Source organism: Streptomyces sp. SAT1, from assembly GCF_001654495.1.
Classification (GTDB): Bacteria; Actinomycetota; Actinomycetes; order Streptomycetales; family Streptomycetaceae; genus Streptomyces; species Streptomyces andamanensis.
The window spans coordinates 458,720-475,576 of the sequence record NZ_CP015849.1; the positions used below are offsets into that span (position 1 = coordinate 458,720).

14 protein-coding genes are annotated in these 16,857 nt (G+C 72.7%); 8 read left to right on the top strand and 6 right to left on the bottom strand.

The window, feature by feature from the left end; translation table 11 throughout:
- The first annotated feature begins 133 nt into the window (after positions 1–133).
- From A8713_RS01845 to A8713_RS01875, 8 genes are all read left to right on the top strand, one after another.
- Positions 134–1,432: an ABC transporter substrate-binding protein gene (locus tag A8713_RS01845; protein ID WP_064531088.1), complete on the top strand. Its 1,299-nt coding sequence runs from the start codon at positions 134–136 to the stop codon at positions 1,430–1,432.
- Positions 1,429–2,421 (top strand): carbohydrate ABC transporter permease, encoded by a 993-nt coding sequence (locus tag A8713_RS01850; protein ID WP_107440568.1) that lies wholly within the window; start codon positions 1,429–1,431, stop codon positions 2,419–2,421. Before A8713_RS01845 ends, A8713_RS01850 begins: the two co-directional genes overlap by 4 nt.
- Entirely contained in the window at positions 2,418–3,293 is an 876-nt protein-coding gene (locus A8713_RS01855) for a carbohydrate ABC transporter permease (protein WP_064531089.1), read from the top strand. The genes A8713_RS01850 and A8713_RS01855 overlap by 4 nt, the downstream gene beginning before the upstream one ends.
- A complete protein-coding gene (locus tag A8713_RS01860; RefSeq protein WP_382851887.1) occupies positions 3,290–5,131 on the top strand; it encodes a glycoside hydrolase family 35 protein in 1,842 nt (613 codons plus the stop codon). Before A8713_RS01855 ends, A8713_RS01860 begins: the two co-directional genes overlap by 4 nt.
- A gap of 123 nt (positions 5,132–5,254) precedes the next feature.
- Complete coding sequence (locus tag A8713_RS34015) at positions 5,255–5,860, top strand: hypothetical protein (protein WP_237305285.1); 606 nt, start codon at positions 5,255–5,257, stop codon at positions 5,858–5,860.
- Between the two features lie 410 nt (positions 5,861–6,270).
- Positions 6,271–7,485: an RICIN domain-containing protein gene (locus A8713_RS34020; protein WP_237305520.1), complete on the top strand. Its 1,215-nt coding sequence runs from the start codon at positions 6,271–6,273 to the stop codon at positions 7,483–7,485.
- A 159-nt stretch (positions 7,486–7,644) separates the two neighbouring features.
- Positions 7,645–8,001 (top strand): PRC-barrel domain-containing protein, encoded by a 357-nt coding sequence (locus tag A8713_RS01870; protein WP_064531090.1) that lies wholly within the window; start codon positions 7,645–7,647, stop codon positions 7,999–8,001.
- 30 nt (positions 8,002–8,031) lie between these two features.
- Positions 8,032–8,259 carry a hypothetical protein gene (locus A8713_RS01875; RefSeq protein WP_064531091.1) on the top strand — a complete coding sequence of 76 codons (228 nt, stop codon included), beginning with the start codon at positions 8,032–8,034 and terminating at the stop codon, positions 8,257–8,259.
- A 125-nt stretch (positions 8,260–8,384) separates the two neighbouring features.
- Here the strand turns inward: A8713_RS01875 and katG are convergent, their stop codons facing one another.
- The 6 genes from katG to kdpB all read right to left on the bottom strand — a co-directional run bounded on the left by katG (position 8,385) and on the right by kdpB (position 16,801).
- Positions 8,385–10,619: a catalase/peroxidase HPI gene (katG, locus tag A8713_RS01880; RefSeq protein WP_064531092.1), complete on the bottom strand. Its 2,235-nt coding sequence runs from the start codon at positions 10,617–10,619 to the stop codon at positions 8,385–8,387.
- A 32-nt stretch (positions 10,620–10,651) separates the two neighbouring features.
- On the bottom strand, positions 10,652–11,089 hold the full coding sequence (locus tag A8713_RS01885) for a Fur family transcriptional regulator (protein WP_064531093.1): 438 nt from the start codon (positions 11,087–11,089) through the stop codon (positions 10,652–10,654).
- A gap of 33 nt (positions 11,090–11,122) precedes the next feature.
- Positions 11,123–12,043, bottom strand: a complete 921-nt coding sequence (locus A8713_RS01890; protein ID WP_064531094.1) for an ion transporter — start codon at positions 12,041–12,043, stop codon at positions 11,123–11,125.
- Between the two features lie 146 nt (positions 12,044–12,189).
- Entirely contained in the window at positions 12,190–13,839 is a 1,650-nt protein-coding gene (gene pgm / locus A8713_RS01895) for a phosphoglucomutase (alpha-D-glucose-1,6-bisphosphate-dependent) (protein ID WP_064531095.1), read from the bottom strand.
- Positions 13,840–14,024: 185 nt separating this feature from the next.
- Positions 14,025–14,693: a potassium-transporting ATPase subunit C gene (locus A8713_RS01900; protein ID WP_064531096.1), complete on the bottom strand. Its 669-nt coding sequence runs from the start codon at positions 14,691–14,693 to the stop codon at positions 14,025–14,027.
- A 5-nt stretch (positions 14,694–14,698) separates the two neighbouring features.
- Positions 14,699–16,801: a potassium-transporting ATPase subunit KdpB gene (kdpB, locus tag A8713_RS01905; RefSeq protein ID WP_064531097.1), complete on the bottom strand. Its 2,103-nt coding sequence runs from the start codon at positions 16,799–16,801 to the stop codon at positions 14,699–14,701.
- Between the last annotated feature and the right edge of the window lie 56 nt (positions 16,802–16,857).

Here is a 16,857-nt window from a genome sequence, read left to right on the forward strand (position 1 = left end):
GCATCGATAACATTCTCTGCCATAGTTTCGGCATTCAGCGCGCCGGCCCACGGCCGGGACCTCTGCCCCGTGCCGTGCGCCTGGCCTCGCGGAGGCACCTCCTCCGCACCACCCAAGCCCTTCAGGAGGAGCCGTGAAGCGATCCATTGCCCGAATTGCCGGGATAGCGGGAGCGTTGGGCCTCGCCCTCACCGCCACGGGATGCGGCGGATCCGACGGCGGCTCGTCCTCCGCCTCCGGCAAGGGATCGATCACATTCTGGGGTTGGGCGCCCGGATACGAGGACGCCGTCGCCGCCTTCAACAAGAGCCACCCGGACCTCAAGGTCACCTACCAGGCCGTGCAGCCGGGCGCCAAGGGCGGCTACCAGAAGATGCTCAACGCGGTGAAGGCGGGCAACGCGCCCTGTCTGGCCCAGGTCGGCTACGAGACGCTGCCCAGCTTCGCCGCCCAGGGCGCCCTGAAGGACGTGACCAAGTACGCCTCCGCCGACCAGGGCGACTACCAGAGCGCGGCCTGGCAGTCGGTCTCCCTCGGCGGCGCCGTCTACGGCGCGCCCGTGGACACCGGCCCCATGGCGCTCTTCTACAACAAGAAGGTCTTCGACTCGCTCGGTCTGAAGCCGCCCGTCACCTGGGACGAGTACCGCGAGGACGCCAAGAGGATCCACGCCTCGAACCCGCACCGCTACATCTCCTCGCCCTACCTGGACTACGACTACGCGGGCCTCGCCTGGCAGACCGGCGCCGGATGGTTCGGCGTCCAGGGCGACGCCTGGCAGGTGACCATGGCGTCCGCGGCCAACAAGCGGGTCGCCGACTACTGGCAGGGCCTCGCCGACGACAAGCTGATCAGCGGCGCCCCGATGTACGACCAGGCCTGGTACACGGGCATCGGCAACGGTGACATCGCCACCGTCGTCGGCGCCGTCTGGCAGGCCGGTGTCATCAAGGGCGGCGCGAAGAGCGGCTCGGGCCAGTGGGCGGTGGCACCGCTGCCGCAGTGGAGCAAGGGCGCCGGCCAGGTGGGCAACGCGGGCGGCTCCGCGACCGCCGTCCTCAAGGGCTGCGACAACCCCGAGGGCGCCTGGGAGTTCGCGCACTGGCTCGGCACCGACCGCGACGCCTTCGGCGGCCTGGTCGAGAAGGCCGCGCTCTACCCGGCCGCCAAGAAGCTGCTCGACCTGCCCCAGCTGAAGGGCGGCGACCCGTACTTCGGCGGCCAGAAGATCTACGACGTGTTCGCCGCCGCCGCGCCGCAGGTCAACTCCAGCTGGACCTGGGGCCCGCTGATGACCAAGACCGCCGCCGACCTCGACGACGGCCTCGGCAAGGCGTGGGCGGGCAAGGGCACGATCGCCGGCGCGCTCAGCGGCGCGCAGGACAAGACCGTGTCGGAGATGAAGAAGCAGGGCCTGAAGGTCGCCGAGTGAACGAGTCCGTGATCGACGGGGCTCCCGCGGCGCCGGCCGTGAGCGGCGGCCGGCGCACCGCCGGCGCCGCCCGGCCGGCGCCCGCCGCCGCGCCCGCGCGTCCGGCCCGCTCACGCCGCCTGCGGCCCCTGCTCTTCTGCGCCCCCTTCCTGGTCCTGTTCGCCGCGATGTACGTCGCGCCGATCGTCTACGCGGCGGTCAGCAGCCTGTTCACCGTGCACCGCTCCGGCCTCGGCCTGACCGCCCCGACCAAGGTCTTCGACCCGCTGGGCAACTACAGCAGGGCGTTCGGCGACGGCGCCTTCCTGTCCTCGCTCGGCCGGGTCGCGCTGTTCGGCCTGGTCCAGGTCCCGGTGATGCTCGGCACGGCTCTGGCCCTCGCCCTGCTGATCGACTCCCGCTCCGCGCGCGGCAAGGGCTTCTTCCGGCTCTCCAGCTTCCTGCCGTACGCCATCCCCGGCGTGAGCGCCGCGCTGGTCTGGTCGTTCATGTACTCCTCGCAGTCCAGCCCGATCAACCGGCTGCTGCACCCGGTCGGCTTCTCGATCCCGTTCTTCCACAGCGAGGTGGTGCTGTGGTCGGTGGCGAACATCGTCACCTGGAGCTGGGCCGGGTACAACATGATCATCATCTACGCGGCGCTCCAGTCGATCCCCGCGGAGGTGCTGGAGGCCGCCCGGATGGACGGCGCCTCGGCCCTGCGGATCGCCTGGAGCATCAAGATCCCGGCGGTGCGCGGCGCGCTGGTCCTCACCGCCGTGTTCTCCATCATCGGCTCGGCGCAGCTCTACAACGAGCCGACCGTGCTCCAGCCCGTCTCCGACGGCTCGATCTCCTCGGCGTTCACCCCGATCATGTCCGCGCAGAACGCGGTCGCGGCGGGCAACTACCCGTACGCCGCCGCGCAGTCCGTCCTCCTGGCCCTCCTGGTGGGTGTCGTGTCCTTCGTGTTCTTCAAGCTGACCCACCGCGGGGAGGAGCAGGCATGAGCGCGCTGAGCACACGGCCCGCCCTGGTCCGCTCGCGCCGGGAGAGCCGCCCGGCGAGCCGCGTCACCGTCATGGCGCTGCTGGGCCTGTCGGCCTTCTACTTCCTCTTCCCGCTGTGGTGGCTGCTGGTCTCGGCGACCAAGCCGTTCGGCGAGCAGTTCTCCGGCAACGGCCTGTGGTTCGACGGCTTCGGGCTGTTCGGCAACATCTCCCGGCTCAGCTCCCAGGACGGCGGCATCTTCTGGCGCTGGATGCTCAACAGCGTGCTGTACTGCGGGGTCGGCGCCCTGCTCGGCACCGCCTTCTCGGCGCTGGCCGGGTACGCGCTCGCCAAGTACGACTTCCCCGGGCGCGGCGCGGTGTTCGGCGCGGTCCTGGCGGCCGTACTGGTGCCCAAGGTGCTGTTCACGCTGCCGCTGTACCTGATGTTCTCCGGGGTGCATCTGATCGACAACCCGCTGGCCGTGCTGCTGCCCAGCGTGGTCAGCCCGTTCGGCGTCTACCTCTCCCGGGTGTTCGCCGCGCAGACGGTGCCCGACGAGGTGCTGGAGGCCGGACGGCTGGACGGCGCGGGCGAGTTCCGCATCTTCCGTACCATCGGGGTGCGGATGATGCTGCCCGCGCTGGTGACGATCTTCCTGTTCCAGTTCGTGGAGATCTGGAACAACTACCTGCTGCCCGCGATGGTGCTCGGCGACGACCGGCTGCAACCGGTCACGGTCGGCCTGGTCGGCTGGAACGCCAGCCATGTCGCGGTGCCGCCCCCGCTGGTCGTCATCGGCTCGCTGGTGTCCGTCGTCCCGCTTCTGATCGCCTTCCTCGCGCTCCAGCGGTTCTGGCGCGCGGGCATGACCGCCGGAGCCGTCAAGTGACCACCTCAGCACCGCAGTCCGCGCACACCGCCGCCGCACCGGAGGCGGCCCCGCCCCTGCTCACCCACGCGGACGGCACGCTGCTGCGGGCGGGCCGCCCGCACCGCGTCCTGGCCGGCTCGCTGCACTACTTCCGCGTCCACCCCGCCCAGTGGGCCGACCGGCTGCACCGGCTCGCCGCGCTCGGCCTCAACACCGTGGACACCTACGTCCCGTGGAACTTCCACGAACGCGTGCCGGGCAAGGCCGGGTTCGACGGCTGGCGGGACCTGCCGCGCTTCGCGGCCCTGGCGCAGGAGGCGGGACTCGACGTCATCGTGCGCCCGGGTCCGTACATCTGCGCCGAATGGGACAACGGCGGTCTCCCGGCCTGGCTGACCGGTACCCCGGGCATGCTGCTGCGCACCTGCCACGGGCCCTTCCTGGACGCCGTCGCCCGCTGGTTCGACGAGCTGATCCCGCGCGTCGCCGCACTCCAGGCGGGCCGCGGCGGACCGGTCGTCGCGGTGCAGATCGAGAACGAGTACGGCAGTCACGGCGACGACCAGGACTATCTGCGCTGGGTGCGCGACGCCCTGGTGGCGCGCGGGATCACCGAGCTGCTGTACACGGCGGACGGGCCGACGGCGCTGATGCAGGACGGTGGCAGCGTGCCCGGCGAGCTGGCGGCGGCGACGTTCGGTTCGCGTCCGGACGAGGCGGCGGCCCTGCTGCGCTCGCGGCGCGCCGGCGAGCCGTTCGTCTGCGCCGAGTTCTGGAACGGCTGGTTCGACCACTGGGGCGAGAAGCACCATGTGCGGTCCGCCGTCAGCGCGGCCGAGGACGTGGGCCGCATCCTCGACGCGGGCGGTTCGGTGAGCCTGTACATGGCGCACGGCGGCACCAACTTCGGGCTCTGGGCCGGTGCCAACCACGACGGCCAGCGCCTCCAGCCGACGGTCACGAGCTACGACTCGGACGCGCCCATCGCCGAACACGGCGCGCTCACCCCGAAGTTCCACGCCCTGCGCGAGAAGCTGGCCGCGCCCGGCGCCGGTGCGGCCCGGGAGCTTCCCGAGCCGCCCGCCGACGCCCCGCTGCTCACGCCGCGCACCCTGGAGGTCACCCGGCACCCCGGTCTGCTGAGCGCGCTGCGGGCGGTGGCCGAGCCGGTGCGCGCCCCGCTGCCGCTGAGCTTCGAGGAGCTGGGCCAGGCGTCCGGTCTGGTGCTGTACTCGGCCGAGCCGCTGCTGCCGCCGGGGCCCCAGGAGCTGACCGTCACCGGGCTGCACGACCGCGCCCAGGTGTTCGTCGACGGCGCCCCCGTGGCCGTGCTGGACCGCGAGACGGCCTCCTTCACGGTGCCGGGTGCCGGGGCCCGGGTGCGTCTCGAACTGCTGGTGGAGAACCAGGGCCGGATCAATTACGGGCCCCTGCTCGGCCAGGGCAAGGGCATCCTGGGCGGGGTCCGGGTGGAGCGGCGGCTGGTCCACGGCTGGACCATGCGCCGGCTGCCGCTGGACGAGTGGGGGCGGCCGGAGACCGGCCGGGCGCTCGCGGCGGCGTCCGGCGAGGACCGGGCCGGATTCGCCACCGCCCGGCTCACCGTGACCGAGCCGGCCGACACCTTCCTGGCCCTGCCGGGCTTCTGCAAGGGCTTCGTCTGGGTCGGCGACACCCTGCTGGGCCGCTACTGGGAGGCCGGCCCGCAGACCACGCTCTATCTGCCCGCTCCGCTGCTGAGGGCCGGGGAGAACACCCTCACCGTCCTGGAGCTGGAGCGCTTCGGCGACCGTCTCGCCCTGCTGGACGGACCTGAGCTCGGACCGGCCGAGGAGTACGTCGAGACCTTCGACTGACCGCGCACCGCCGAGGGGGGCCACCGACCGGACCGGCACCGACACCGGTCCGCCGCACCGCACAGGAACCACACCCAGGGGCCGGCGCACCCCGCGCCGGCCCCCTCCCGAGAAGGAGAACCTGTGTCCACTCACCGCAAGAGACTGGCCGGAGCGCTGCTCGCCGCGGTCCTCGCCGCGGCGACGGCCGTCACCGGCGGCGAGGCCCTCGCCGCCCCCGAGGCACCGGCGGCCGCCGCCCCCTCCTACACCGTCACCGTCGGCGCGAAGGGCTCCTGGACCCACCCGGACGACACCCCGGCCGCCCCGTACCTCGACAAGGACGGCACGTTCCACTTCCAGCAGGCCCACTCCCTGTACGGCGCGAACGACGGCCGCGCGTGGACCTTCTTCACCGGCAAGGACCTGGACAGCGCCACCCGCGACGGCGCCCTGAGCGACGCGGTGGACCCGGCCGAGTCCCGTGACCGCAACAACGACACCACCTGGCGCTGCAACAACAGCCCACCGGCCGGGAGTCGAGCTACGCGCCCACCGGTTCGAGCTACGCGCAGAAGAACTACTGCGATCTGGCGGGCGTGTGGGTCGACCCGGACACCGGCGACTGGTACGGGCTGGTCCACAACGAGTTCACCCCGCAGCCCTTCGGCGACGGCCTGCACTACGACGCGATCGACTACGCCGTCTCCAAGGACCAGGGGCGGACCTGGACCGTCGAGGACCATGTGATCACCTCGCCGTACAGCACGAAGCGCGGTGACACGGCGGCCTTCCCGCAGCAGACCTTCGACTACGGCGACGGCGACCCGCGCCTGTTCGCGGACACCGCCTCCGGCTACTTCTACGTCTTCTACGGCTCGCGGATCGTGGACAAGGGCGGCAGCTGGAAGGCGTTCCACGCGCATGTCGCCCGCGCGCCGATCGCCTCCAAGATGGCGCCGGGCTCGTGGCAGAAGTGGTACGACGGCGCCTGGTCCCAGCCCGGCACGGGCGGCCGGGAGAGCAACATGGTGCCGGTCGACTCCGCGCACCCCACGGGCTACACCCCGGCGGACAAGGAGTACGACCCGACGCGCGCCGGCACGGTCGCCCAGCAGGTGGCGGCGGGCACCACTCCCCCGACCTCGCCGCTGTTCGTCATGGACATCACCTACAACGCCTATCTGGGCCTGTACATAGGAGAGCCCCAGGCGGTCGACCAGAGCGGCGGCGCGCCGCAGCAGTTCTACGCCACCGACGACCTGGCCTCGCAGAAGTGGCGGCTGATCGGTGACACCGGCGGGCACACCACCGCCTCCTGGTACCGCTGGTTCCTGGACCCGGCGAACCGGACCAGTTCGGCGGTGGTCGGCAAGTCGTTCCGCTCCTACTGCTCCTTCGGCTGCTCGGGCGGCTCGTCCGGCGAGTACGTGAACGTCACCATCGGCTCCTCGGCGCCGACCGCTCCCCTGGACACGAGCCGCGCCTACCGTGTCTCCAGCGGCGGCGGCCGGGTCCTCGCGCAGGTCACCGGGGGCTCCGCGGCCACCTCCGAGGCGAGCGCGAACGGTTCCGCCCTCCAGCCGTGGATCTTCACCGGCAACGGCGACGGCTCGTACCGCGTCGCCAACGCGTCCACCGGCGGCCTGCTGGGCGTGGACTCCTCCGCCACCGCGCAGCGCGCCTGGGGCACCCGGCCCACCGTCACCCCGGCGGGACCGGGCGGCGCCACCGTGGGACAGCAGTGGTGGGTCGTGCCCGGCACCGCGGCGGACGGCCGGGCGAACGGCACGTACCGGCTGGTCAACCGCTACAGCGGTCTGGTGGTCGGTCTGTCGGGCGAGTCGGCGCGGCCCGCCGAGACCACCCCGGCCCGCTTCTGGAACGCCGGCGGCGGGGTCGGCGGCACGCGCACCGGGGCCGAGCAGACGCTGACGCTCACGCCGACCGGGGCGGCCCAGGCGCCGCTGGAGGGCACACACACCCTCACCACCGGCCAGAAGGTGCTGGAGAGCCCCGGCCGCAGCACCACCGCGGGCACGGCGCTCGGCATCTGGACGCCGAACGGCGGCGACCACCAGAAGTGGCGGTTCACCCGGCAGGACGACGGCTCCTACGAGCTGGTCAACCTCGCCTCGGGGCTGTGCGCCGACGTGGAGAGCGGTTCCACCGCCTCCGGCGCCCGGGTGATCCAGTGGACCTGCACCGGCGGCACCAACCAGCGCTGGAGGGTCGGTGCCGCGGCGGACGGCACCTCCACCGTGGCCTCGGTGCGCAGCGGGCTGCTGCTGACCGCCGGTTCGACGGCCGACGGCGCCGCGGTGACGCAGCGCCCCGCGGCGGACTCACCGCTCCAGCGGTGGCTGATCGGCTGATCGCCCCGCCCCGCGCCCGCCCGGTCCCCGGCCTCCCGGGGGCCGGGCGGGCGCCGCCGTGTTTACGCGTGCCCTGTTCGCGCCAGTCGTGTTTAGAGCCCAGGGCGTTTATGGCCCGGAGCGCCGGGTCACTCATCGGTACGACGGCAGGGAGCAGACATGATTCGTTCAGCGGACCTCCGCGAATGGCGCAACCACGACGTGGTCGACCAGGAGGGTCACAAGATCGGCGCGCTGGAAGCGGTCTATGTGGACACCGGCACCGACGAGCCGGCCATGGTGACCGTCCGCGCGGGGCTGCCCACCCGGCAGCGCCTGTTCTTCGTCCCGGTCGACGACGCGGTCGTGGGGCCCGACTACCTGAAGGTGGCCCAGCCCAAGGGGCTGGTCAAGAAGGCCCCCTCCATCGGCACGGACGACGTGCTGCCCGCCGAGCAGGAGGCCGCGATCTTCCAGCACTACGACCTGCCCTACCGCCCCGGCGTCGGCGGAGAGCGGCGGCTCGCCCGCCGCTGACCGGTGGGGCCGTGCCCCGAGGAGGAGCAGATGGCCATCGACACCGTCGAACGGTTCCTGACCGCCCTCGACCCGCGCCACCGGGAGCAGGTGCGGGAACTGCCCCGGGAGGAGCGGGACCGGCTCGCCGCCACCTGGGAGGACGAGCTGCGCGAGGACACCGACCTCGACACCCTGAGCGAGCTGTCGCCCGCCGCGGCCGAGAGCGAGGCGGCGGCGCGGGTCGCCCGGAAGGTCCTCGACGGACCGCGGGACTGAGGGCCGCGCACCTGGCGCCCGGCGCCCGCCGCGCCTCTGGTGAAGGAGGCGGGCGCCGCCGCCCGGCCAGGGCGTGAGCGCACGTCCGGGCCGGCCGCGGCGGGCCGGCCCGGAGGCACGGGCGGTCAGGACAGGTCGAACCGGTCCAGGTTCATGACCTTGGTCCAGGCCGCGACGAAGTCGGCCACGAACTTCTCCTTCGCGTCGTCGCTCGCGTACACCTCGGCCAGCGCGCGCAGCTCGGAGTTGGAGCCGAAGACCAGGTCGGCACGGCTGCCGGTCCACCTGACCTCGCCGGTGGCCGGGTCGTAGCCCTCGAAGGCGCTCGCGTCGGCGGAGACCGCCCGCCACTGCGTGCCGAGGTCGAGCAGGTTGACGAAGAAGTCGTTGGTGAGGACGCCGGGCGTGGCGGTGAGGACGCCGAGCGGCGACTGCTGGTGGTTGGCGCCCAGCACACGCAGCCCGCCGACCAGGACGGTCATCTCGGGCGCGCTGAGCGTCAGCAGGTTGGCCCGGTCGATCAGCAGGTACTCGGCGGGCAGCCGGTTGCCCTTGCCCAGGTAGTTGCGGAAGCCGTCGGCGGCCGGTTCCAGCGCGGCGAACGACTCGACGTCCGTCTGCTCCTGCGCGGCGTCCACCCGGCCGGGGGTGAAGGGGACCTCGATCTCGAACCCGGCCTGCGCTGCGGCCCGTTCGACGCCCACTCCGCCGGCCAGGACGACCAGATCGGCCAGCGAGACGCCCTTGCCGTCGCTCCGCCCGGCGTTGAAGGACTCCTGGACGCCCTCCAGGACGCGCAGCACGGCCGCCACCCGGTCGGGGTCGTTGGCCTCCCAGCCGCGCTGCGGTTCCAGCCGGATGCGGGCGCCGTCGGCGCCGCCGCGCTTGTCGCTGCCGCGGAAGGACGAGGCCGACGCCCAGGCGGTGAAGACCAGTTCGGACACCGGCAGGCCGGCTTCGGTGATCTTCGCCTTGAGGGCGGCGACGTCCTCGGCGTCCAGGAGCGCGTACGTCCGCTCGGGCAGCGGGTCCTGCCAGAGCAGGACCTCGGTGGGGACCTCGGGGCCGAGGTAGCGGGAGACCGGACCCATGTCGCGGTGGGTCAGCTTGAACCAGGCCCGCGCGAAGGCGTCGGCGAACTCGTCGGGGTGCTCCAGGAAGCGCCGCGAGATCGGCTCGTAGACCGGGTCGAAGCGCAGCGAGAGGTCGGTGGTCAGCATCGTGGGGGCGTGCCGCCTGGAGGGGTCGTGCGCGTCGGGGACCGTACCGGCGCCCGCGCCGTCCTTCGGCCGCCACTGCTGGGCGCCCGCGGGGGACTCGAACAGCTCCCACTCGTAGCCGAACAGGGTCTCGAAGAAGCTGTTGTCCCAGGTCGTCGGGGTGGCCGTCCAGGTCACCTCCAGTCCGCTGGTGATGGCGTCGCCGCCCTTGCCGGTGCCGAAGGTGTTCTTCCAGCCGAGGCCCTGGTCCTCCAGGCCGGCGGCCTCCGGGTCGGGTCCGACGTGGTGGGCCGGTCCCGCGCCGTGCGTCTTGCCGAAGGTGTGGCCGCCCGCGATGAGGGCGACGGTCTCCTCGTCGTTCATCGCCATCCGGCGGAAGGTCTCGCGGATGTCGCGGGCCGCGGCGATCGGGTCCGGATTGCCGTTCGGGCCCTCGGGGTTGACGTAGATGAGTCCCATCTGCACGGCGCCGAGCGGGTTCTCCAGCTCGCGGTCGCCGGTGTAGCGCCGGTCGCCGAGCCAGGTGGTCTCGGGGCCCCAGTAGACGTCCTCCTCGGCCTCCCAGACGTCCGCGCGGCCGCCCGCGTAGCCGAACGTCTCGAAGCCCATGGTCTCCAGGGCGACGTTCCCCGCGAGGATCAGCAGGTCGGCCCAGGAGAGGTTGCGGCCGTACTTCTTCTTGACCGGCCACAGCAGGCGGCGGGCCTTGTCGAGGTTGGCGTTGTCCGGCCAGCTGTTGAGCGGGGCGAAGCGCTGCTGCCCGGCGCCCGCGCCGCCGCGGCCGTCGCTGATGCGGTAGGTGCCCGCGCTGTGCCAGGCCATGCGGATGATCAGCGGGCCGTAGTGCCCGAAGTCGGCGGGCCACCAGTCCTGGGAGGTGGTGAGCACCTCGGCGAGGTCGCGTTTGACGGCCGCCAGGTCGAGGCTGCCGAACGCCTCGGCGTAGTCGAAGTCCGCGCCGAGCGGGTTGGCCACGGCGGGGTTCTTGGCGAGGATCTTCAGGTTGAGCCGCTCCGGCCACCACTGGCGGTTTCCGCCGCCCTGCGTGGGGTGCGGGGCGCGCCCGTGCGCGACCGGGCAGCCGTCACCGGTGTCCTGAGTCTTCGGATCGGTGACGATGGCCTCGTGGTTCTCGGACATGGGAATCCTTCCGGGCTGGCGGATCACGGTGCTCAGGTGCGGGGCGCGCCGGAACAGGCCGGGCAGCGGCCCCAGTAGACGACCTCGGCCTCGTCGACGGTGAAGCCGTGGCCCGCGGACGCGGTGAGGCAGGGCGCGCGCCCCGTCGCGCAGTCCACGTCGGCGACGGCACCGCACGAGCGGCACACGGCGTGGTGGTGGTTGTCCCCGACGCGGCCCTCGTAGCGGGCCGGGCCTCCGGCGGGGGCGATACGGCGTACGAGTCCGGCCTCGGTGAGGGCGTGCAGCGCCTCGTACACGGCCTGGAGGGAGATGTGGCCGACGCGGGCGCGCACCCCGGCGGCGACGGCCTCCGCCGCGAGGTGGTCACCGGCGCGCACGGTCTCCAGGAGGGCGACGCGGGCGGCCGTCACACGCAGGCCGGCACCGCGCAGCTCTTCGGCGGTGGTCGGGGGCCGGGCTGCCGTCATGGCGCAGAACCTACCGCCGCAAAGACGAACCGTTCAAGAAAACGAACGGTCAAGATCCGGTCGAGCGGCGGGAGTCGGCGGGGCGGCGGCGAGACCGCGCTCCAGGTCGTCCAGGGCCCGCCGGGCCGCACCGATCCGTTCCAGCAGGTCGTGCCGGTCCTCGGCGGGTGCGGGGACACGCGGGGGCGCGGGCGGGTCGTCCCGTTCCATCTCCCGGGCCTCGTCCAGGGAGGTCAGGACCACGCCGATGAGGACGTTGACCAGGACGAAGGAGGCGAGCAGCACATAGGAGGCGTAGTAGAGCAGGCTCCAGCGCGACACCTCCAGGCCGGCGTGCACCGCGTCGCCGATGCCGTCCAGGGTCATCAGCAGGAAGAGGGTGAGGGCGGCGCGGCCGAGGGAGCCGTAGTGCTGCGGGTCGGCGTGGCCGAAGAGGACCCAGCCGACCATGGCGTAGACGTACAGCAGGAGGGTCCCGACGAGCAGGAAGCTGAGGGTGCCGGGCAGGCTGCGGGCCACCGCGACCAGCACGACGCGCAGTTGGGGCAGGAAGCGGGCGGTGCGCAGCACGCGGGCCAGGCGCAGCAGCCGCAGCACGGTGGCGTTCTCGCGGACCAGGGGCAGGAAGGCGCAGAGCACCACGGCGAGGTCGAAGAGGTTCCACGGGTCCTTGAGGAAGTCCCGCGGCCGGTCGGCGTGGGCGGCCAGGCGCAGCAGGATCTCCGCGGTGAACACCGCCAGGCAGGCGTGTTCGGCCAGGCGTAACCCGTGGTGCCACCGTGCGGCGAGTCCGGGGTAGGTCTCGACGCCCAGCAGGGCGGCGTTGAGGAGGATGACGGCGAAGACGGCGAGGGCGAACCACCGGGCCTCGGTGAGGCCGCGGCAGCGGTGTGCCAGCCGGGTGCGGGCGGTGTCCGGCGCGGTGGCGGTCTCCCGGGGGTGCTGCTGCGGCATCTGGCGCCGTCGCTCCTTCACGCAGGGGTCGCCTGCGGGACCCGTGATGATCTTCTACAGCACTGTAGATGATCACGGACGGGCGTGGCCCGCTCCCGGCCGGCGCCCGCACCCGCGGGGCGCCGGCCGGGGACGCGGCGCGCGGTTCAGCCGCCGAGCGCCGCCAGGACGACCTGCTTGGCCTCGTCCTGGACCCGGCCGAGGTGGTCGGCGCCCCGGAAGGACTCCGCGTAGATCTTGTACACGTCCTCGGTGCCGGACGGGCGGGCCGCGAACCAGGCGTTCTCGGTGGCCACCTTGATGCCGCCGATGGCGGCGCCGTTGCCGGGCGCCTCGGTGAGCACGGCGGTGACCGGCTCGCCCGCGAGGGTGTCGGCGGTGACCTGGGCCGGGGACAGCTTGGCCAGGCGCGCCTTCTCCTCGCGGCTCGCCGGCGCGTCGATCCGGGCGTAGGCGGGCTCGCCGAAGCGCTCGGTGAGGGCGGTGTAGTGCTGGGAGGGCGTCCTGCCGGTGACGGCGGTGATCTCGGAGGCGAGCAGGGCCAGGATGATGCCGTCCTTGTCGGTGGTCCACACCGAGCCGTCGCGGCGCAGGAACGACGCCCCGGCCGACTCCTCGCCGCCGAAGCCGAGCGAGCCGCCGGCCAGTCCGTCCACGAACCACTTGAAGCCGACGGGCACCTCCACCAGGGGCCGGCCCAGATCGGCGGCGACCCGGTCGATCATGCCGGAGGACACCAGCGTCTTGCCCACGCCCGCCCCCGACGGCCACTCGGTGCGGTGGGCGTACAGGTAGGAGATGGCCGTGGCCAGGTAGTGGTTGGGGTTCATCAGACCGGCGTCCGGGGTGACGATGCCGTGCCGGTCGGCGTCGGCGTCGTTGCCGGTGGCGATCTGGAACCGGTCGCGCCGCTCGATGAGCGAGGCCATGGCGTACGGCGAGGAGCAGTCCATGCGGATCCTGCCGTCCCAGTCCAGCGTCATGAAGCGCCAGGTGGGGTCGGTGAGCGGATTGACCACGGTCAGGTCGAGCCGGTGCTGCTCGGCGATCCGTCCCCAGTACGCCACCGAGGCGCCGCCCAGCGGGTCGGCGCCGATCCGTACCCCCGCGCCGCGGATCGCGTCCAGGTCCAGCACGCTCGGCAGGTCCGAGACATAGGCGCCGAGGAAGTCGTGGCGGCCGGTGGTCTCCGCGGCGAGCGCCCGGGTGTACGGGATCCGCCGTACGTCCTTCAGGCCGCCCGCGATGATCTCGTTGGCGCGGTCCTGGATCCAGGAGGTGGCCTCGGAGCCGGCCGGGCCGCCGCTGGGCGGGTTGTACTTGAAGCCGCCGTCGGCGGGCGGGTTGTGCGAGGGGGTGACGACGACGCCGTCCGCGAGGCCCGAGGAGCGCCCGCGGTTGTGGGTGAGGATGGCGTGCGAGACGGCCGGGGTGGGGGTGTAGCCGTCGGCCGCGTCGATGAGCACGGTGACGCCGCCTGCCGCGAACACCTCGAGGGCGGTGACCCGGGCGGGCTCGGACAGGGCGTGGGTGTCGGCGCCGAGGAAGAGCGGGCCGTCGGTGCCCTGGGCCGCGCGGTACTCGCAGATCGCCTGGCTGGTCGCGGCGATGTGGTCCTCGTTGAAGGCCGCCGCGAGGGAGGAGCCGCGGTGTCCCGAGGTGCCGAACGCCACCCGCTGGCCCGGTTCGGCCGGGTCCGGGTGCAGCGCGTAGTACGCGGTCACCAGGCGGGCCACGTCGATCAGGTCGTCCGGTCCGGCCGGCCCGCCCGGTGCGCCCGCTCGTTCCTGCTGCATGACTGCCACTCCTCGTCCTCGGTGTCCGGTGCCTGGGGTTCCAGGTGTTCCGGTGGTCGACGGCCCTGTGTCCACTCGCGATCTCCATCTTCCCCCGCTCGCGACCGGCCGACGCACCCGAGTCCGAGGAGCGGGACCCGGGTGCGGGAGGGGCGGGGGCGGCGCACCCGGCCCCCGCCGGTCGTTCAGCGCCGTGCCACCAGCCGGGACAGGGCGATGTTGAGTTCGAGGACGTTCACCCGGGGTTCGCCCATGAAGCCCAGGGTGCGGCCCTCGGTGTGGTCGGCGACCAGCCGCTGCACCCGGGCGGGCGGCAGGCCGTTGCGCTCGGCGACCCGGTACACCTGGATCCGCGCGTACTGCGGGGAGATGTCGGGGTCGAGACCGGAGCCGGAGGAGGTGACCGCGTCGGCCGGGACGTCGGCGGGCGAGACGGGATGGCCGGGCACCGAGTTGTCCTTGACGACGGCCGCCTGGGCCTCCCGTACCTGGTCGACGAGGGTCTTGTTGTCGGCGGCGAGGTTGGTGGCGCCGGACACCAGCAGCTTGTAGCGGGTGTTCAGGGTGTTGGTGGCCAGCCCGTTGGCGGGCCGGCCCTGGAACCACTTCAGGTCGGCGGCCGGTGTCCGCTGCCCCTTCTTGAGCGGGAGGTCGTAGGACTGGCCGATGAGGGCGGAGCCGACGACCCTGCCGCCCGAGCTGACCTCGGAGCCGTTGGCCTTGCCCGGGAACAGCCCCTGGGCGATGCCGGTGACCAGGAGCGGATAGAGGACGCCGGTGACCAGTGTCAGCACGAGCAGCGCGCGCAGGCCCGCGCCCAGCAGCCGGGCGGTGTTCGGGAGGGTGTTGTTCATGGCCGTCAGCCGATTCCGGGAATGAGGGACAGGAGCAGGTCGATCAGCTTGATGCCGGCGAAGGGGGCGATCAGCCCGCCGATGCCGTAGAGGCCGAGGTTGCGGCGGAGCATCCGGTCGGCGCTCATCGGCCGGTAGCGCACGCCCTTGAGGGCGAGCGGCACCAGCGCGACGATGATCAGCGCGTTGAAGACGACGGCGGACAGGATCGCCGAGCTGGGCGAGGACAGCTGCATGACGTTGAGCTTGTCCAGGCCCGGGTAGACCGCGGCGAACAGCGCCGGGATGATCGCGAAGTACTTCGCCACGTCGTTGGCGATGGAGAAGGTGGTGAGCGCGCCCCGGGTGATCAGCAGCTGCTTGCCGATCTCCACGATCTCGATGAGCTTGGTCGGGTTGGAGTCGAGGTCGACCATGTTGCCGGCCTCCTTGGCGGCCGACGTGCCGGTGTTCATCGCCACGCCGACGTCCGCCTGGGCGAGGGCCGGTGCGTCGTTGGTGCCGTCGCCGGTCATCGCGACCAGCTTGCCGCCCGCCTGCTCCCGCTTGATGAGGGCCATCTTGTCCTCGGGGGTGGCCTCGGCGAGGAAGTCGTCGACGCCCGCCTCCTCGGCGATCGCCTTGGCGGTCAGCGGGTTGTCGCCGGTGATCATGACGGTCCTGATGCCCATGCGGCGCAGCTCGGAGAATCGTTCCCGCATGCCGTCCTTGACGACGTCCTTGAGGTGGACGACGCCCAGCACCCGGGCTCCGCGCCCGTCCTCGACGGCGACCAGCAGCGGGGTGCCGCCCGCCTCGGAGATGCCCGCGACGATCGTGTCGGCGTCCTCGGCCACCGTGCCGCCGCGCCCGGTGACCCAGGCGGCGACCGAGCCGGCCGCGCCCTTGCGGATGCTGCGGCCGTCGACGTCCACCCCGGACATCCGGGTCTGCGCGGTGAACGCGACCCATTCGGCGCCGGCCAGTTCGCCCTGGTGGCGCTCCCTGAGCCCGTACCGCTCCTTGGCCAGGACGACGACGGAGCGGCCCTCGGGCGTCTCGTCGGCCAGCGAGGAGAGCTGGGCGGCGTCGGCGAGTTCGGCCTCGGTGGTGCCGCGCACCGGCACGAACGCGGCCGCCTGCCGGTTGCCCAGGGTGATGGTGCCGGTCTTGTCCAGCAGCAGCGTGGAGACGTCGCCCGCGGCCTCGACCGCCCGGCCGGACATGGCCAGCACATTGCGCTGCACCAGCCGGTCCATGCCCGCGATGCCGATGGCCGACAGCAGCGCGCCGATCGTGGTCGGGATCAGGCAGACCAGGAGCGCCACCAGCACCACGAGCGTGAGGTGGGTGCCCGCGTAGTGAGCGAAGGGCGGCAGGGTGGCACAGGCCAGCAGGAACGCGATGGTGAGCGAGGCCAGCAGGATGTTCAGCGCGATCTCGTTGGGCGTCCGCTGCCGTGCGGCGCCCTCGACCAGGCCGATCATCCGGTCGATGAAGGTCTCCCCCGGCCGGGTGGTGATCCGTACGACGATCCGGTCGGAGAGCACCTTGGTCCCTCCGGTCACCGCGGACCGGTCACCGCCGGACTCCCGGATGACGGGCGCGGACTCACCGGTGATCGCGGACTCGTCGACGCTCGCCACGCCCTCGACGACGTCGCCGTCCCCGGGGATGATGTCGCCGGCCTCGCAGACCACCCGGTCGCCGATGGCGAGGGCGGTCCCGGCGACCTGCTCCTCGGTGCCGTCGGCGGCCAGCCGCCGGGCCACGGTGTCGGACTTGGCCCGGCGCAGGGTGTCGGCCTGGGCCTTGCCGCGGCCCTCGGCGACGGCCTCGGCGAGATTGGCGAAGACCACGGTCAGCCAGAGCCAGACGCTGATGGTCCAGCCGAACCAGTCGCCGGGGTGGACACAGGAGAAGGCGGTGGTCAGCACCGAGCCGACCCAGACCACGAACATCACGGGCGACTTGACCTGCACCCGCGGGTCGAGCTTGCGGAAGGCGTCCGGCAGCGACCTGAGCAGCTGCGCCGGGTCGAAGAGGCCCGCGCCGACCCGGCCCCGGTCCGGGGAGTGCCCGGTGGGCAGGTCGGGGTGCGGCGCACGGGCGGGGGTGACGGTGGACATGGAGTCCTCTTGGCTCTCGGAACGGCGTTCGGTGCGGCTGTCCGTACCAGTACGGC

Coding starts and splice junctions, on each gene's coding strand:
- pgm (WP_064531095.1), bottom strand. CDS start 13,839: ATGCAGCAGGAACGAGCGGGCGCACCGGGCGGGCCGGCCGGACCGGAC.
- kdpB (WP_064531097.1), bottom strand. CDS start 16,801: ATGTCCACCGTCACCCCCGCCCGTGCGCCGCACCCCGACCTGCCCACC.
- katG (WP_064531092.1), bottom strand. CDS start 10,619: ATGTCCGAGAACCACGAGGCCATCGTCACCGATCCGAAGACTCAGGAC.
- A8713_RS01875 (WP_064531091.1), top strand. CDS start 8,032: ATGGCCATCGACACCGTCGAACGGTTCCTGACCGCCCTCGACCCGCGC.
- A8713_RS01885 (WP_064531093.1), bottom strand. CDS start 11,089: ATGACGGCAGCCCGGCCCCCGACCACCGCCGAAGAGCTGCGCGGTGCC.
- A8713_RS01870 (WP_064531090.1), top strand. CDS start 7,645: ATGATTCGTTCAGCGGACCTCCGCGAATGGCGCAACCACGACGTGGTC.
- A8713_RS01855 (WP_064531089.1), top strand. CDS start 2,418: ATGAGCGCGCTGAGCACACGGCCCGCCCTGGTCCGCTCGCGCCGGGAG.
- A8713_RS01890 (WP_064531094.1), bottom strand. CDS start 12,043: ATGCCGCAGCAGCACCCCCGGGAGACCGCCACCGCGCCGGACACCGCC.
- A8713_RS01900 (WP_064531096.1), bottom strand. CDS start 14,693: ATGAACAACACCCTCCCGAACACCGCCCGGCTGCTGGGCGCGGGCCTG.
- A8713_RS34020 (WP_237305520.1), top strand. CDS start 6,271: ATGGACATCACCTACAACGCCTATCTGGGCCTGTACATAGGAGAGCCC.